Source organism: Porphyromonas crevioricanis (assembly GCF_900476255.1).
GTDB lineage: Bacteria > Bacteroidota > Bacteroidia > Bacteroidales > Porphyromonadaceae > Porphyromonas > Porphyromonas crevioricanis.
On sequence record NZ_LS483447.1, the window covers coordinates 1,036,103 to 1,052,083 of the forward strand.

Below are 15,981 nucleotides of genomic sequence, written 5' to 3' on the forward strand. Positions count from 1 at the left end.
AACGTCGGTATACTAAGAGTACGGAGAGGACAGAGATAGCGTGCTTTGTTTTTTTCTGTATTCTGGAGCGTGCGAAAAAGAAAAAAGGGAGATAATTAGAGCTTTAGTTCGTAGTTGTGTCGTTTCTTTTCTGTTGCTCTTGTGACTGTCTTTCTATCTGTTTGCTAAGCGTAATGAACTTGTATAGAGCATCCAATCCTGCATGGATAAATCCCTCTTTGCCATCTCGAAATCCTCCTTTCAGGATGTAACTCTTGAAGAATCGGAAGGCAGGAGAGAAGAAAAGTTTGGCTCTTCCGGCTTGTTTGTTGCGTTTGCTTCGAGAGAGTTCGGATTGGGTATAGCGATTGAGTTTTTCCAGTACTTGGGATATACTGTCATTGGCCAAATGGATGAATGCCAGGTCTTTGCGCTTGGCCGGGATATACACTACAGCTCCGTCTATCTGGGGTAGACTATGTACGTGTGGAGGCCAATAGGATGCGTCTCGACGAAAGAAGCGCAAGATATGATCGGGGTAGGAGGCATGCATGAATTTGCCCATGAAGTAATTCTTGCGCGGTATCCACAGACCATATGGAGGTTGCTCGGAACTGATTAAGTCGGCCAAATAGTTTGTAAGAGCTTCGGGTACAATTTCATCGGCATCTACAACCAATACCCATTCATTTCGTGCTTGATGATTGGCAAAGTCTCTAGCCGGTTCGGCGCAGGGGTATTTATCGAAGTAGGTGATGCTACAGCCATATTCTTGGGCGATCTCTATCGTCTTGTCATTGCTGTGCATATCGCAGATTAGTATTTCCTCATATCGTCCAAGAGAGTCGAGTACTCTTCTTAGATGAAGTTCTGCATTATAGGTATTGATGACAACGCTGATAGGTAGCTTTTGCATGGATATTTAGTTGTTTGGATAGTTTTCTCTTCTGGCCAGAGATCCTCGCACATCTCCTACTCGCAAGTATTGCCGGTACAGTTCAGTTTCTTTGCGAAAGAGCTGTTTTGGGAGTCCGAAAAATCTTCGCCCGATGCGTAGTAGACGGTATTGCAGATATGCTATGCGGAAAGTCCATGGCGACATACCCTCCGAGCGTAGGCGTCGGAGTGCATACTTGTACACTTTGGAGCAGTAGAAGCGGTCTGACGCAGCCTGTATTTGCTTGATGCAAGTCTCTCGCTCCATTTTGCGGTAATCGGCATAGTGCTTGGCCAATAGCTCGCTGACCCAGGGTTGATCCGACAGACGAGCGAAGTTGCCATAGGCAAGTCGGTCTGGTAGAGGGTGTGAGTAGCACTTCATTCGATTGATGTCAATCAGAAAGAAATGGTATTCGTTCTTTTTGGAGAGATTATAGAGGATATTGCCGGGAGAGAGATCTTTGTGATAGACGCCACTTTCGTGCAGATGTCCTACAAAACGCCCGAAGGAAGCGTATAGCTCAGGATCATCGGCTTTCCCCAGCATAGCTGCTCGCAAATCAGAGCAGTCATTTAGTAGCTCGGATACATAGTAGCTGTGACGAAGCAACCCACCGGAGTATTCGAGGGCATAGCCCATGGGAGCTGCAGTCCCTATTTGTTTATGTTGGAGTTCAACAGCATTGTCATAGGAGCGTTTGGCCTTCGAGGGGCGTAGCCAGCTGTATACGATTCGCTGAAGAAAACAAGGCACTTTGAAGCTCTTTACCACTACATTCCTTCCTGCAATGGCATAGAGTTTGTTGCGCCCATCGTATATCAGCTCTATATCTTCGGGGAGAGGGGTGGGAGCCTCTGTCAGTCGGGCTACTACCTCTTTTGTGCAGAGCAGTTGCTCTCGATTTGAGCTGTAGTATTGCAGCATGGATTCGTGACTATTGCTTGGGTGGAGTGAGCGGTGGCCAACTTTGCTTTGGTAGGGGATTTCCTTGACAAAGATAGTAAGCCTTCGATAGTTTGCAGATAGTGATTTCGGCTTTTAATTATTGTGGAGATACATGGCCTGTACCGGATTGTAAATACACTTTATATCAGTGGTGTTCTATCAATTACTACTATCTTTGGCGAGATGTACGGCAGGTATTTTACGCTCTTTTGCATGTCAAACCTGTCTTAGGTGTTTTGCTTGCCGGTTCTCATCTTATTTTTCACAAAAAAATACTCTTCTGAGAACAGACCACGGTATATACAAAAGAATAACCAAGAATATGAGAATGAAAAACTTCATGCGGCTTGTGTCCGCCTTTGCTATCCTTTATTTGTCTGTCTTGTCTGCCCAATCGCTCCTAGCTCAAGAACAGCCGAAGACAATTTCTATGACAACGAGCAAGAAAATAGGTGATGCTATTGGTATCAAGGTTGTTGCGGAGGGTGATTTCTCTTTGCAGGGTATTTCTAGTTACTATTTCCTTGACCCGGAGACTCTTGTTTGTACGTTGTCTTCAGAGAAGGTTGTGATAAGTGGTGAGGTTTTGGCTTTGAACTGTAGTGATAATGAGCTTACTCACTTGGATGTGACCAATATGCCAAGTTTGACTGGATTGATTTGCAACAACAATTGTATTACTTCGCTCGATTTATCGAAAAATGAGAGCATATCCCATTTGCATTGCCACAACAATCTCTTAGAACAATTAGATGTGTCGAAAAATAGCAAGATCGAGTTTTTGCGTTGTTCGGATAATAAACTTACCAGACTCGATTTATCCAATAATTCTTCTATTACTCATTTACGTTGTTCAGGGAATGAGATCAAGCAACTTGACCTATCTCCTCTTTTGAATTTGAAAAAATTGTTTTGTGACAGAAACCAACTCTCTGAACTATCCTTGTCGAAGAATACTTCTCTGACTCATCTATATTGTCATAACAACTTTCTAAAAGACGAGGCAATGACTCGTATGTTTAATTCTCTACCTCCTTGTACCACTTCCTCTAAAGGCTTTATTTGTGTGGTGAATCAGGAAGAGGGGAATGATGAGCATAATATTTGCACGAAGGATGATGTCGAGATAGCCAAAGCGAAGAATTGGGAAGTGTATGCAACATTGGGTTCTACCGGTTATGTGCCTCATGAAGGAAGCTTTCCTGAGACTTGTGAAGACGTACAAAAAAAGGAGGTGAAACCTTCTCTTTCTTTGCGAGACCGCATCTTGCATGTAGATAAAGTCGATGCAGAGGGCAAGGTCATAATTTTTAGTGTAGATGGACATCGTCTCTTGGATGGGGATGCAGATCAATCGGGGATTGTGAAGATAGATTTGACATCTCTGATTCCGGGAGTTTATTTGCTGAGAAGTGGAGTTTCTATTGCTGAGCTTTTTGTTCTCAAGTAACCTTATTTGTTCGGAATAGTAATTTGTATCGAGGGGAGGGGAGTGTTAAATACAATAACACTCCCCTTTATTGTTTTAATCAAGATGAGAAAGTGTTGTATATGCGCAATTACTGTGCTGAATTTTATGACATACAGAACTTTTATTTCATAAGGATGTTGTATTTTCACCCTCCCTTAAAATCAACTGGATGAAAAACAAAAAAGATGAAGAGGATGAATTTACTTATTAGATGCAACAGAGTTCGACAGTTTCTGTGGGGAGCTTTGTCTGTGTTTTTTATTTTGATTGGATCTCCGAAGCTCGCTGCACAGAGTTTGGACGACTTTGAGATTAAGACAACAGTTACTCACTCCAAGTGTGGAGGTATCGATGGAGATATCGTTATTGAAGTTTCGCCCAAGCCGGGGCATCCTGTCGGCGAGGTAATAAAGACTTATCGTTTGGATACCAAGGACGGTCAGCCATTGACTCCTTCTGGGAATTATGTTGTGGAAAATAAATTTCCTGTCGGATCGGGCATATACATACCTCGTGCGAAGGTTCAGTTAAAGAACAGTGGAGTATCTTTTTTCTTGACAGGATCTCCCATCACGGTTACTTCTTCCTACGTTCCCATGACTACGACGGTTACGCTTGAGCGGAAGTCTTTGAATAAGTATAAACCGGAAGGAGCATCTGAGTACAAACTTACGGGTATTGTTTCCCTCTTCGTAAAAGATGGGACAGCTCCTTACAAGGCTACTATTTTGAGCAGCCCTAATACATACAAAGGAAAGAAGGTATTTACCGATCTGGAGAATGGCAAGAAGAAGTATCTCTATGAGTTGCCTGTTGGGGAGTATGTGATTCAGATGTCTGATGCTTGTGGTAAGGAAGCACCTGCCATCAGCGTGAAAATGGAGTATGTAGCTTCAGATTTGCCGCAGGGAGGGGCAGCAGATTTTCCTTATTGGAAGCCGTACATGAACTTCTACATGAAGCAAACTAAATGTGGTTGGGTTGCATTTTGGCACAATAAGAGACCTTCTCTTCATTACGAAGAGCCAACTCGGGATATATATCCCTATATCAATAATCTGGATACGCTTTCTAAATACTATCATTACGGATTTCAAACAATAGCAGAGAGCAAGCAAGGTAAGAAACCTAAATATTACGCTTACTCAAACTATGGAGGACCTAACAAACATGATGAGACTTTTGGGGTCGGCTCTGAACAAATTGTAGTCGAAGGCATAGCTGAGGGAAGCTTGTATTACCGGATGCCAGAAGGCAAGAGCTATGAGGAAATGTGGCTTAAAGAAGAATACTGGCCCGAAGTATTTTTGCAAGTTGTCGGTTCGGACGAACAGATGAGAGAAGGCTTCAATCCATACAAACCTAAGGATGGCAAGACGGAACCATTCCCCAAATTGGTGGAGCATTACCTTGAGAATCGTGGCGATGTTTGCAACGACAAGTATGGGATAAGGATGCGTCCGCATAAGGAGACGGTTAATCTTATGTGTTTGCCTCTCACGGGTCAGCTCAAGGAAAAAGGATCGTCTCAAATAATTGAAACAAAAGAGTTCAATTATATCGACCACCATAGTGATAAGGGAGGGAAGTATACCAAGTTTGATACAGACTTGAGCCGAGACAAAACTTATGAGGTCATCGTTACAGATACTAGAGGTTCCAAGCAGATCCTTGAATTTGAGCCCATGGAGAAGACGAGATATGATCAGAGCATAGCTTTGTTGCCTGATTATTGTGAGGGCAAGAATAGGGTTGATATGTTGATACGTGCTTATCCTATTGCCAAGGCTATGAAAGGACACATTATTCGTTTTGTGAGTGCGCCAAAAGGATTTAAGCCTTTGGAGGGAGCCATGAAGGTCGGTGATGTCTATACTGTACCCAATGATTTTGAGAGTTCATTTTTTCATGTCTTCTCCGAGAGAGGGAAAGAAAGAGAAAAGACTTACATACATATTCCGGCTGGGAAGTATGAGTTTGAGGTCGAAATCTGTAATAAGAAATATAAGGTAGAGAAAGTATTTACTGAAGAGGAGTTAAGTAAAAATAGCCCTAAATACACTGAAAATAGGGATGCTTTTACCCCTCACTTCTCAAAAGAGGAGTGTGGATATGCACGTGTTTTCCCTTTCGCTGGGAATGGAAAGGATCTTCTGAAGAAAGATGGCAAATCAACCTCGGTTAACTTGCTGATAACCAAATACCCTGATGGAATAGGGAAGAAAGATATCCGAACAAATCTCAAAGGGACTGCTTTGGCTCACTGGAATGACTACGGAGTTATCTCAACTCATGGAGAAGATGATCCTTCCAAGATCTACATAGATGTACCTGAAACGAGGGGGGATATGGAGGTTCGTTTGATTTATGCTCCGGATAAGGTTAAATCAGAACAGCTGTTGCCTTGTCTTTCTACTTATAGTTTCCGACTCTCAAATGCTTTGCTCTCTTACGACAGAGAGAAATACATAGGGTATATCTGTCCGAACAACTCTTCTGGACTTATTCGAGTAAATCCAATTAACTATGTCGGAGATGTTCGGGTAAGTCTTTTCAGAAGAGATGCGACAGATGAAGATCTGGAGAATGACTCTAAGGCTTTGGCTTCGATTGATGTTTCTCTGGAAGATCTGAAAAAAGGGAAGGGAGCTGAATTTAGACTGGGATCCAATGCTAAGGATTCAGATCCCAAAATACCTGTTGATCCTCAGGGGTATAAAGCAAAGATTGTAGACAAGAAGTGTAAGAACTCTTCGATAGAGAAGCTGATTGTTTATTCTCTACCTTCGCCTATCGCCATTCAGTCCAAAGACCAAAAACGTAAGTTCTGTGAAGGAGAGACTATTGAGTTGATGGTGGCTGCAATCAATGCCAGTGATGATGAGAATGCCTATGTATGGGAGCTGCCTAACAAGAATGTCTACAAGGGGCGTAAACTGAAGATTGAGAATGCTACATCCGATCTGTCAGGGACTTTCAAGGTGACTATCAATGGTATTATGTGTGATGGGCACCCTAATGGGACGGTAACAATTGAATTCCCTATTTCCGTTGCTCCTCGCTTGCTTTGGTGGCGCAAAGACGCTGTTGATGCAAACTGGCATAATGTGAAGAATTGGGCAAATGAAGAAGGAAAGCCCGTGAATGCAGTGCCTGCATCTTGTACCACCGTTCATATTCCGGCCAAAGTGGACAAGGCTTTCCCGGATTTGGGTGCCGAGACCAAGCGGGAAACCTATGGAAATCCCGAGTGCGATAAGCTTTATCTCCACCATGGCTCCCAACTGGGTAACCCACACTTCCTCTCCTATCAAAAGGCTTATGTGGATTATAATTTTGGGATCCTTGATGCCGACCATCAGATCAAAGCACATCGGGAACAGTATTTCCCCGAAGCTGACAGCAAATTGATGGATAGAGATCAGTGGTATATGATTGCTGCTCCGCTTAAGGAGATATTCTCCGGAGACTTCGGCTTAGCTGGCTATCCCAAGACTTATCAGCGTTATTTGAAGATCGAGGTTGGAGGCAATAAGCCTACCGATGCCTCTTTCAAAAAGCCAATCAATAATCTGGTTGAGAAGCTATCCGATCACAATGGTGCAATGGCTCTCAAGGTCGGTAAGTATCAGGCCGGGATCGTTGGTTATGATGATCACAAGCATCTCAATAAGTTAAATGGGATTGTTCGTGTTCCCTTCTTTGAAGATGGATCCCGTGTTAGTGCCTATCCTCTCCATTACTACGATGGAGTGAACAGTATTTTCGGCTACTACAACGATAATACCCTCCAGCCCGTAAATAAAACAGATAAGGGCAAACGCTCTAAGGATGCTTATCGTTTTATATTCGAAGGAGCTGACCAGAAGATCGGCAACGTAATACTGTCCGGTACTCCCGAAAGAGGATATGTATTGAGCTTGAAAGAAGGAATGAAAGCCGATGATTGGTTTATGATGGGTAACCCTTTCATGACCCCGATTGACTTTGATAAGTTTTGGGAAGCCAACAAAGATGTGATCTATCCTTATTACTACATATTCAATGGAAAGAGAGGAGTTTGGGAGTTCTATAACAAGGAAAATACCGGGACTTCTGTGAACCTTGGCAAGTCTATTGCTCCATTGCAGTCGATTGTTTTGCGTAAGAAGAATGCTGCTACAGAGCTTATCTTCCCGGTAGGAAGCAATACCGTCTTGCTGCCTTCTTGGCGTACAGAATTGGGTACAGAGTTGGTTGAGTTGCAGTCTGCTTCTGACGAGTCCACGGTACATCCTCTCTCCGTTCGTGTAAGTAACACACGTAGCCAAGAAACCATTTCCTACCTGAGCTGGGAGGGAAAAGGCTCGGTACCTGCTTTGAGTAATAGCGAGTACAGCTTTGTGCCGACTGTCTTCTTTGTAGACCCCGAAACAGGAGCTTCCAATGTGGTAGAAAGCCCAACGAAAGCCTATGGTGCATTCGCTCTTGGTGTAGAGGCAACACTGGGCGGAGAAATGGAGATGTCATTTGATCAGCTCGACCGCTCTGTATACGAGCAACTCACGTTGATAGACAAGATGGAGGGTAAAGAGCAAGACTTGTTGTCCAACTCCACTTATCGCTTTGTGCATCAGCCAAGTGATCGCCCGGCCGAACGCTTTGTTCTTAAGGTAAAACGTTTCGGAGTAGAGAATGAGCCGACAGCTCTCGAATCCATTGTTTCTCCTAATTTGCATATCTCTCGCCGAGGAGATCTTCTGCATATCGATAGCAGTGTAGGGCTACGCTCTGTTGTGATCTTCGATATGCAGGGCCGTCGCTGTGGAGAATGGCAGTTTGCTGGCTCTACCAATGCCGATATTGATATTGATAGCAATGTGCAAGGAGTTGTGATGATCGATCTTCGTTTAGAGGATGGTAGTCGTCAGGTTCGTAAGTTCGATATGGCCAACTGAGAAGAGTTTAGGGTAAGTTGCCCTATACGATAATTTTCATGCGAATGTCGGCAGTGAATTATTCACTGCCGACATTCGTGTTTATGTACACCTTGTTATCAGTGTAATTGTACAATTCCTACAATGAGACTGCCGTATAACCTGACATTCGCCGCATTATTTTCGACATTCGAGGACAAGTATACTCCCCTTCACCCTCCATCTCAATACCTTCAAGATTATCGTATTCTGCAAGGCTAATAAACCGTGTATGTTTTGTAAATTTTCGCTCGTGGTGAAAACGAGAAAATAAGAGAAAACTCGGCTATATAAACAGGCAAATCTCTTCCTTTTTATGTGCTTTATATCGACCTCCCAAAACCTCGATGAATAGGGCCTTCTGGAGAGGTCGATTTTTTCTCCTGAGAGAAATTTTGCTAACACAGGAGAGAGCAAATTTTTTCTCAGGAGAGAATTTTTGTTTTCTCCCGTGTTAGTCAAAAATGCCTCCCCTTGGCATCGAAAAGGAGTCGCTAAACTCTATTGAAAAACCCCTAATCGGAGCAGAAAAAATATGTCTGACGAGAAATGAAAATAAACATAGTAATACACAATCATATGCTATTCTGGGAACTTCCCAAGGACTTATGCCCGGAATTTATGCGATGGTATCATTAGATTCTTTTCATACATTTGTTGCAATCCTCGGCTTCTTGGCAGATTTGACATCGTGTTCTGCATTAGGATTGTTGTTTCTTATGCTTGGAGAAATAAGAGTCGCCCGAGGTCTGAATAGTTGTTCTATCATTTAATCTCTTTGTGGGTATGAAAACGAGTTTTTTACATCGGATTAATCTCTATGGACTGAGGTTGCCATTTGTGTTCTCCCTGTTGCTTTGTCTTTTGTTGTTGCCTGATATGGCAACGGCTCAGTTGGGTAAAGAAAGAGCCCGCTCCGTTGCTCTTGAGATGCTACAGCATGTCAAACCCAAATCCAAGGTTACCAAGGTTGATTTACGAGAGACTTACTTGCCGGAAGAATTTCGAGTTCATGCCTTCAATTTACCTGAGAAACAAGGATTTGTGCTTGTTTCGGACATAGAGGGGCTTAGGTCACAGATATTGGCCTACTCTCCTGATGGCAGAATCGACTATGCCTCTATGTCTCCGGCTTTGAAGATGTATCTGGAGTTGGCTTCCTTTCTTGATCCTCAAAAGCAAAAAAATAAAGTCCAGACGACTTACACTCCCATAGAGCCGATGATCCCTTACAAGTGGGATCAGCTCGAGCCCTACAATCGTCGTGCTCCTGAGGTAGGAGGTAAGCATTCCTATACTGGATGCGGAGCCACTGCCTTGGCTATGCTTATTGCATACAACCGATACCCTGAACGAGCTATAGGTCGGGTGAACTATACTTCAAATGAGCATGATCTGCATATCGTAGAAGACTTGTCTACAATCTCATTCGACTTTGACAATATGCGAGAGGTTTATACAAAGGGGAATTATACCGATGTTGAAGCAAAGGCTGTGAGCGATCTAATGTATGCTTGTGGGATAGCCATGAAGATGAATTATTCTCCCTATGGAGCCGGGAGTGGTGCCTACATGAGTGATTTGCTTTATGCGGTGAAGAATAATTTTCTCTATGACACTGAAATTGTTGGTAGAGAGAAATATACTGATGAGAATTGGATGAAGATGCTACATGAAGAGTTCAAAGCAAACAGACCTGTACTTCATTTAGCGCAGAGCAAGAGACATGGAGGACATTTCTTCCTGGCAGATGGGATAAATGAGAGTGGGTTCGTTCATATCAATTGGGGATGGAGTGGTGAAGATGATGGCTTTTTTGCTCTTGATGCTTTCGACCCCAGATTCCTATATGGAGATGGCTATAACTTTAATCAATGGGTTCTGAAAGGGATGATTCCGAAAGAAGCTCCTTTTATTGCAGCCCCTATTTCCGGATCAGCAATTGTGCTTTCGACAACCAGCTATAGCGTAGAGTTACAAGTCAAGGTAATTCGCAACGATGCCTGGATAGACCTGAATAGTAGTAAGGAGTATGATTGGAATGAGACATTGAGTCTCTCAGATAAGCGAGTGGAATATAGTACCGAAATAAATTCGGAGGTCGGTCTGTATGGAGGTATTTCTGAGTTGGATTGCTCAGAAAATAACTTTAAAACAATAAGTGCGATACGGAGCTCCGATTTAGAGGTCTTGAATTGTTCGAAAAATAAAATTTCCGAGCTCGATTTTTCTTCTTGTGCCAATGTCAAGTATATAGATTGTCATGCGAATAAGATAAAAGGCGAGGCTATGACTCGACTTATAAATTCGCTCCCTCAGCGTTCCGAAGCACTTAGAGGAGAGCTGCGCCTGATAGATCTGGATAACAACGAAGAGAAAAATAGCTGTACTGACGCAGATGTAGCTATTGCCACGAAAAAGAACTGGATCGTGAAGGTTTTCAAAGACGGAGCATGGAGAAACTATGAACAAAGCAATCCGAGTGATCCAACAGCAGTATCCCCTGTAACTGTGAGGAAAATTGGTGATGGAGAGGTTACAATTCAGGGTTTTGATGATCTGAATCAGGTACCTCATGGTACAACTCTTACAGTTGTAGTTGCTCCCGCAGAGGGGTGGGAACTTGCTACTCTTACTGCCAATGAAGAGGATATAAAAGAAAACAAAACGTTTGTTGTTTCCGGTCCCACTCATATTGTTGCCACTTTTGTCCAGAAGACTTTTGTGGTGACTCTTCGCAGCAATGAGCATGGGACAATTGCTATCGCAGAGAAGCTCCCTCTTGACAAGGTGCCTTATGGAATGACTCTCACTGTAGTTGACTTTCCAAAAAATGATCAATGTCGCTTGGAGAAGCTCACTGCCAATGGTGTTGATATTATGCCGAAGAGGATGGCTAAGATCGTGGCTGATACTGAGATCGTAGCCGAATTTGTCGATTACACAGCTTTGACGGATCTGTCAGCAGCAGTTTTCCAGGTTTATCCCAATCCGGCAGGAACTTATGTGGAGGTTTTTGGTGCAAAGCCCTGTGAAGAAGTACGGATCCTCTCTTTGGATGGCCGATGCCTATTTTTCAGTCATACTAATGAAAATGGTTTTGTACATATTGAGTTTAGATTGCCCAATGGTAATTACTTGCTGAGTGTGGGAGAGAAAACAGCCAAGCTATCTATCAAAAATTAAAGTTTGAAGTGGCATTTAATCCGATGCAGTAAAATCGTAAGCGATCCTCATAGCTTTATTGCTTTTGCCTGAAAGCTTTATTGCTTTTTGCTCGAAGCTTTATTGCTTTTGCCTGAAAGCTTTATTGCTTTTGCCTGAAAGCTTTATTGCTTTTGTCTGAAAGCTTTATTGCTTTTGTCTGAAAGCTTTATTGCTTTTGCCTGAAAGCTTTATTGCTTTTTGCTCGAAGCTTTATTGCTTTTTGCTCGAAGCTTTATTGCTTTTTGCCGAAAGCTTAGGTGCTTTAGATGTGCTCATTCGGAGCTTCCCGGAAAAGATGCTGAGCGATCGACAAAAAGATACCGAGTAATCGAGAGAATTGAGTGCTTGTCAAAATAATAAGCGAGGCACCATTTAATATTGCTTAAAGAAGCCTTCTTAAGGGACGACTTGTAATAGATTCAAATAGGTCTGCTGGATGAGGAGTGAAAAAAAAGAAAGGAGACCGTGAGGCAGTCTCCCCAAATATCCCCCTCTTTACCTGCATTTGAGTAAGAAAAGAGGGAGGACAAATCTTTTTATTCCGAAGCGGAGAGGATACGATGCTGGTTGAGAGAAGCTAACAGGAGTTCTTCCATATCCACTTTGGTAAAGGCCTTTGTTGCCATATCATAGCCCAACTTGGCTATGCGTGGTGCATTGTCTATATCGAAGCGGCGAACTCTTTGTAGCCTGTTGCTCTCTACCAATACATCGCAAAGCTGGCGATCCGGGAGAGAGTTGGCTCGGAAGATATAGTTGAAACTCCGCTCGGCTATAGACAGAATGTTTTTCTTGTAGTCGGGAGACTCTTCAGGATCCAAATGTACCCCGATCAGCACTCGACAGTAGGGGCGAATGACAGAGGCTGGTAAGTTTTTGAACAGACCTCCGTCTACATAATAAGTCCCATTTATCTCTACTGGGTTGAACAGAACAGGGATGCTGCATGAGGCTGTAATAATCTCTACCAATGGACCTTCCTCAAAATATTTACTCCTGCCGCTATCGAGGTCTGTGGCCACGATATGGAGGGGGAGAGGCAAATCTTCGAGTCGTTCGTGCCTCAGTATCGAACGCAGGAAAGAGCGGAAAGCAGTTGTATCGAACAGACCTCCCTTGGGGAGCTGCCAGTTTGTCATTTTGCGAAAGTCTTGGCCACTAAAAAGGTCTATGATTTCCACCGGATCGTAGCCATCGCAGTAGAGAGCAGCCATTAGAGCCCCTATGCTGGTGCCGGCCAATATCTCCGGCTGTATGTGTTTTTCTTGCAGATACTTCAACACCCCCAGATGGGCAAATCCCTTAGCACTGCCTCCGCTCAAGGCCAATCCTATATTATAGCTGGGAGGATATTGCTTCTTAGACATATGGAAAATGAATTATTGCAGGATTTATTACACTTCCTTCTTAGCTTTTGGAGGATAAGGCAAGTATCTCTTTGCATTGCGCTGCATCCTGATGCAGCTGCTCGCGCAGGGCACTGGGAGAGTCGAATTTGCAGTCTCCTCTGGTATGGGCAAGCAGATCCACCGCAATGTCACTCCCATAGAGGTCTGCTTTTATATCGAATATATTCACTTCAATGCTACGATGTTCTCCATTCTCAAAAGTTGGGCGTTTCCCGATGTAGAGCATTCCTCCATACGTTTTCTCGGGTAGCCGTACTCTCACAGCATAGACGCCATCGGCCGGAAGGAGCTTGTGAGGGTCTTTCACCTCTATATTGGCTGTGGGATATCCCAGAAGGCGTCCGTTTTTGTAGCCATCTACCACTTTGCCGGATATTCGGTATGGGTAGCCCAGTAGATCGTTGGCTCGCTGCAAATCTCCTTCTGTGAGTAGACGACGAATGGTCGTACTGCTCAATTCCAGATTGCCGATGATGAATTCGGATGCGAGTTCGACTTGCATACCCAACTCTTCTCCATAGCGGCGATAGTCCTCAAATCCTTCGGAGCGGTTGTGCCCGAAACGGTGATCGTAACCGACAACGAGCTGTGCTACATGCAGCTTCTCGTGTAAGATCTCTTGGATAAACTGGCGAGCCGAGAGAGCCGCAAGGTTTTTGTCGAAGCGAAGAAGCTCTACCCGGTCAATTCCCGCTCTATATAGCAGCTCTACCTTCTCTTGTGTAGAGGAGAGGAAAGACGGAGAGAGTTCGGGTCTTAGCACAAGTATGGGGGGAGCTTCAAATGTAATAGCCATGGACTTCAGCCCGGCATCCAGAGCTCTCTTTTTCACTTGATTTATGAGGAAGCGATGCCCCTTGTGCACTCCATCGAAAGTACCGATAGTGGCAACTACCTGATCCATGACATAGGGTTTTGTTTGTTCCTCTCACGCCACAGCTCGAAGTGCAGAATGCTTTTCCCCGAAGAGTGGTCTGTGAAGATACGTCCTATCTTTTGTCCTGTGCGTACTTTGTCTCCTTTTTTGATATAGACACTGCTCAGGTTCGCATAGACTGTGAGGTAGTTGCCATGTCTTACAATCACAGCCGTATTGTAGCCCGGCTGCACGAACACAAGACTGACGATCCCATCGAACACGGCATAAGCATCACTACCGGCAGAGACTGCCAGATCTACACCTCCATTATCCCGGGTGATACGAGCGTTGTGCTTATCTCGGCTCTTCCCATAAGGAACCTCTATGGTATAACGTCCACGGACGGGGGCCGGCAACTTGCCCATGTTGCCGGAGAATGAGTTACTGAGCTTGAGTTCGGCTGCATCCATAGCATAACCTCCTTTGGTCACCGCTCGTCGTTCTTCCATCTTGGGGACTTTGCGTCCGGCCTCGCGTTCTCGCTCAGCTCTCTCCTGCGCTTCTCGGGCTTTGCGTTCGGCTTCTGCTATTTCGTAGGCTATTTGTTGTTCTATCTTTTTGTTCAGAGCGTCGGCCCTCGCCTGTTGCTTGCTTAGTTGCTGTTGTAGGTTGGAGGTTTTTTTCTTTAGGGCCGCAGCCTCTTTGTTTAGAGCCTGCTCTTCCTTTTGCAACTTCTTCTTTTCGTCTTCTTTCATGGAGAGAACGGAGCGTTTATCGGCACGAGTATTCTCCAGAGCAGCACGTTTTTCCTCTATTTGCTCACGCACGTTGCGTAGCTCGGCTGCGGCCTCTTTGTGTGCCCGTGCATATTGACTCATATACATCATACGGCGAGTCCCTTCGTTGAAGTCTCGAGCTGAGAAGAGAAATAGGATACGATCCAGAGAGGATTGTCTTCGCTGCATGGCCTGTACAGCCTTGGCATAGTCGCCTTTGCGCATTTCTTCCTGTTTTCTCAGAGAGGTGATATTGGATCGTAAAGAGTCCGTCTCGGCATCCAAAACTTGCAGCTCAGCTGAGAGGAGGTCGATTACTTTGCGTCTTTGTTTTACCTGCGTCTGCAGCAGTCCCACCTGTTTGGAGACATTCCGGGCGTCCTTGCGAGTCTTATTTAGTTCTCGCTCGGTACGTTCTACCGCTTTCAGAGCCTCGGCCCGCTCTTTTTCCAACTTCTGCACCTGTCGGCTCTTTTTCTGCCCCCATGCGGAGAGGGTCAGACAGACAAGCATCAAGCAGAGAAGTCCGTATTTCTTCATAGATCGTTTATAAGGATGAATAGTTCGCTTAGGGAGACTTTGTTTGCTCCAGGCTTGGGATTGGGGCTGAAATCTTTTTCACTTGTCACATCATCTATCCTCCAGCGGTTCATATCCAAATTCAACACTTCGGTGACACCTTGTGGCCCCGAATGTCTCAGCTCAATACGCCCTGGCATATAGCCCAGATCCGGCCGAAATTCATATTCGAGATAGTCTACCCTTATCAGTTCCCTTCTGCGGTCACCGGTGATCAGTAGATAATCTGGCCGGCCGTGGGGGTTGATGCCAAATATATAGGTACGTCCCGAGTTGCCATAGGAGACAATCTCTGGTATGTTACCGTTGTATTGCAGCTCTACATTGTCCGGCTTTAGATGGCCGGTAGAAAAAAGAAAATTCGATAGGGAGGGGAAGACACGCCCCAAAAGGAGGGATTCGAGAACCGAGTAGTCAATATCAATGTCAAAATATCGAGAAATATCCAACCAAGAAGCCTCGCAGTAGGTATTGATCGGGTTTATGTGTAGAAAAAGTTTGTTCGGCTCTATCCACACACGACCAAGCTCAAAGAGAGGCATCGGCACGATGATCAAGCGCATACCGCCCCCTGCTCTGATAGACAAATCGACTCTTACCGATGAAGCCTTGTGGCTGCGAGGAAAAGACGCCCGCACACTCGATCGTAGCCTCCATACAGCCGGATTTTGCTCATTGACAAGCTCTACGAGCTGGCTTTTGCTCATATTTGCCACATCCCAAGAGCCCATTTTTACTTTGCTGCGCAAAGAACAGCTCGAAGCAAATAGGGCCAAAATAGTCACCAGCAAACAGGCCAACAGCCATGGCCAAGGAGTGAAGTCGAATTTTCTCATACGGAGTATCTTACGGTCGCAAAGG

The 15,981-nt window shown here is 44.5% G+C and carries 9 protein-coding genes; 3 read left to right on the forward strand and 6 right to left on the reverse strand.

Going from position 1 to position 15,981, the window contains the following annotated elements; genetic code table 11:
- Positions 1–103: 103 nt before the first annotated feature.
- Both DQN70_RS04660 and DQN70_RS04665 read right to left on the reverse strand, forming a co-directional pair.
- Positions 104–895 carry a glycosyltransferase family 2 protein gene (locus DQN70_RS04660; RefSeq protein WP_023936100.1) on the reverse strand — a complete coding sequence of 264 codons (792 nt, stop codon included), beginning with the start codon at positions 893–895 and terminating at the stop codon, positions 104–106.
- A 6-nt stretch (positions 896–901) separates the two neighbouring features.
- Positions 902–1,843, reverse strand: a complete 942-nt coding sequence (locus DQN70_RS04665; RefSeq protein WP_023936101.1) for a lipopolysaccharide kinase InaA family protein — start codon at positions 1,841–1,843, stop codon at positions 902–904.
- A 343-nt stretch (positions 1,844–2,186) separates the two neighbouring features.
- On the opposite strand from DQN70_RS04665, the gene DQN70_RS04675 reads away from it, so the two are divergent.
- The 3 genes from DQN70_RS04675 (at position 2,187) to DQN70_RS04690 (ending at position 11,476) form a co-directional block, all read left to right on the forward strand.
- Positions 2,187–3,314, forward strand: a complete 1,128-nt coding sequence (locus tag DQN70_RS04675) for a leucine-rich repeat domain-containing protein (protein WP_023936102.1) — start codon at positions 2,187–2,189, stop codon at positions 3,312–3,314.
- A gap of 215 nt (positions 3,315–3,529) precedes the next feature.
- Positions 3,530–8,272: a hypothetical protein gene (locus DQN70_RS04680; protein ID WP_042226113.1), complete on the forward strand. Its 4,743-nt coding sequence runs from the start codon at positions 3,530–3,532 to the stop codon at positions 8,270–8,272.
- An 804-nt stretch (positions 8,273–9,076) separates the two neighbouring features.
- Entirely contained in the window at positions 9,077–11,476 is a 2,400-nt protein-coding gene (locus DQN70_RS04690; RefSeq protein ID WP_023940915.1) for a C10 family peptidase, read from the forward strand.
- A 557-nt stretch (positions 11,477–12,033) separates the two neighbouring features.
- On the opposite strand, the gene DQN70_RS04695 is transcribed toward DQN70_RS04690, so the two are convergent.
- From DQN70_RS04695 to DQN70_RS04710, 4 genes are read right to left on the reverse strand one after another with little or no spacing between them, the layout of a single operon-like run.
- Entirely contained in the window at positions 12,034–12,864 is an 831-nt protein-coding gene (locus tag DQN70_RS04695; protein ID WP_023936110.1) for a patatin-like phospholipase family protein, read from the reverse strand.
- Between the two features lie 40 nt (positions 12,865–12,904).
- Positions 12,905–13,810, reverse strand: coding sequence for a riboflavin biosynthesis protein RibF (gene ribF, locus DQN70_RS04700; RefSeq protein ID WP_023940950.1), 906 nt, complete (start codon positions 13,808–13,810; stop codon positions 12,905–12,907).
- The gene (locus DQN70_RS04705; protein ID WP_023936114.1) at positions 13,798–15,081 is read right to left on the reverse strand and encodes a murein hydrolase activator EnvC family protein; all 1,284 of its coding nucleotides are present in this window, start codon (positions 15,079–15,081) and stop codon (positions 13,798–13,800) included. The genes ribF and DQN70_RS04705 overlap by 13 nt, the downstream gene beginning before the upstream one ends.
- Positions 15,078–15,956, reverse strand: coding sequence for a DUF4292 domain-containing protein (locus DQN70_RS04710; RefSeq protein ID WP_023940952.1), 879 nt, complete (start codon positions 15,954–15,956; stop codon positions 15,078–15,080). The genes DQN70_RS04705 and DQN70_RS04710 overlap by 4 nt, the downstream gene beginning before the upstream one ends.
- Between the last annotated feature and the right edge of the window lie 25 nt (positions 15,957–15,981).

What these genes read in the sequence shown, in the direction of transcription:
- DQN70_RS04710 (WP_023940952.1), bottom strand. Translation starts at nt 15,956, where the DNA reads ATGAGAAAATTCGACTTCACTCCTTGGCCATGGCTGTTGGCCTGTTTG.
- DQN70_RS04695 (WP_023936110.1), bottom strand. Translation starts at nt 12,864, where the DNA reads ATGTCTAAGAAGCAATATCCTCCCAGCTATAATATAGGATTGGCCTTG.
- DQN70_RS04660 (WP_023936100.1), bottom strand. Translation starts at nt 895, where the DNA reads ATGCAAAAGCTACCTATCAGCGTTGTCATCAATACCTATAATGCAGAA.
- DQN70_RS04705 (WP_023936114.1), bottom strand. Translation starts at nt 15,081, where the DNA reads ATGAAGAAATACGGACTTCTCTGCTTGATGCTTGTCTGTCTGACCCTC.
- DQN70_RS04690 (WP_023940915.1), top strand. Translation starts at nt 9,077, where the DNA reads ATGAAAACGAGTTTTTTACATCGGATTAATCTCTATGGACTGAGGTTG.
- DQN70_RS04680 (WP_042226113.1), top strand. Translation starts at nt 3,530, where the DNA reads ATGAATTTACTTATTAGATGCAACAGAGTTCGACAGTTTCTGTGGGGA.
- DQN70_RS04665 (WP_023936101.1), bottom strand. Translation starts at nt 1,843, where the DNA reads ATGCTGCAATACTACAGCTCAAATCGAGAGCAACTGCTCTGCACAAAA.
- DQN70_RS04675 (WP_023936102.1), top strand. Translation starts at nt 2,187, where the DNA reads ATGAGAATGAAAAACTTCATGCGGCTTGTGTCCGCCTTTGCTATCCTT.
- ribF (WP_023940950.1), bottom strand. Translation starts at nt 13,810, where the DNA reads ATGGATCAGGTAGTTGCCACTATCGGTACTTTCGATGGAGTGCACAAG.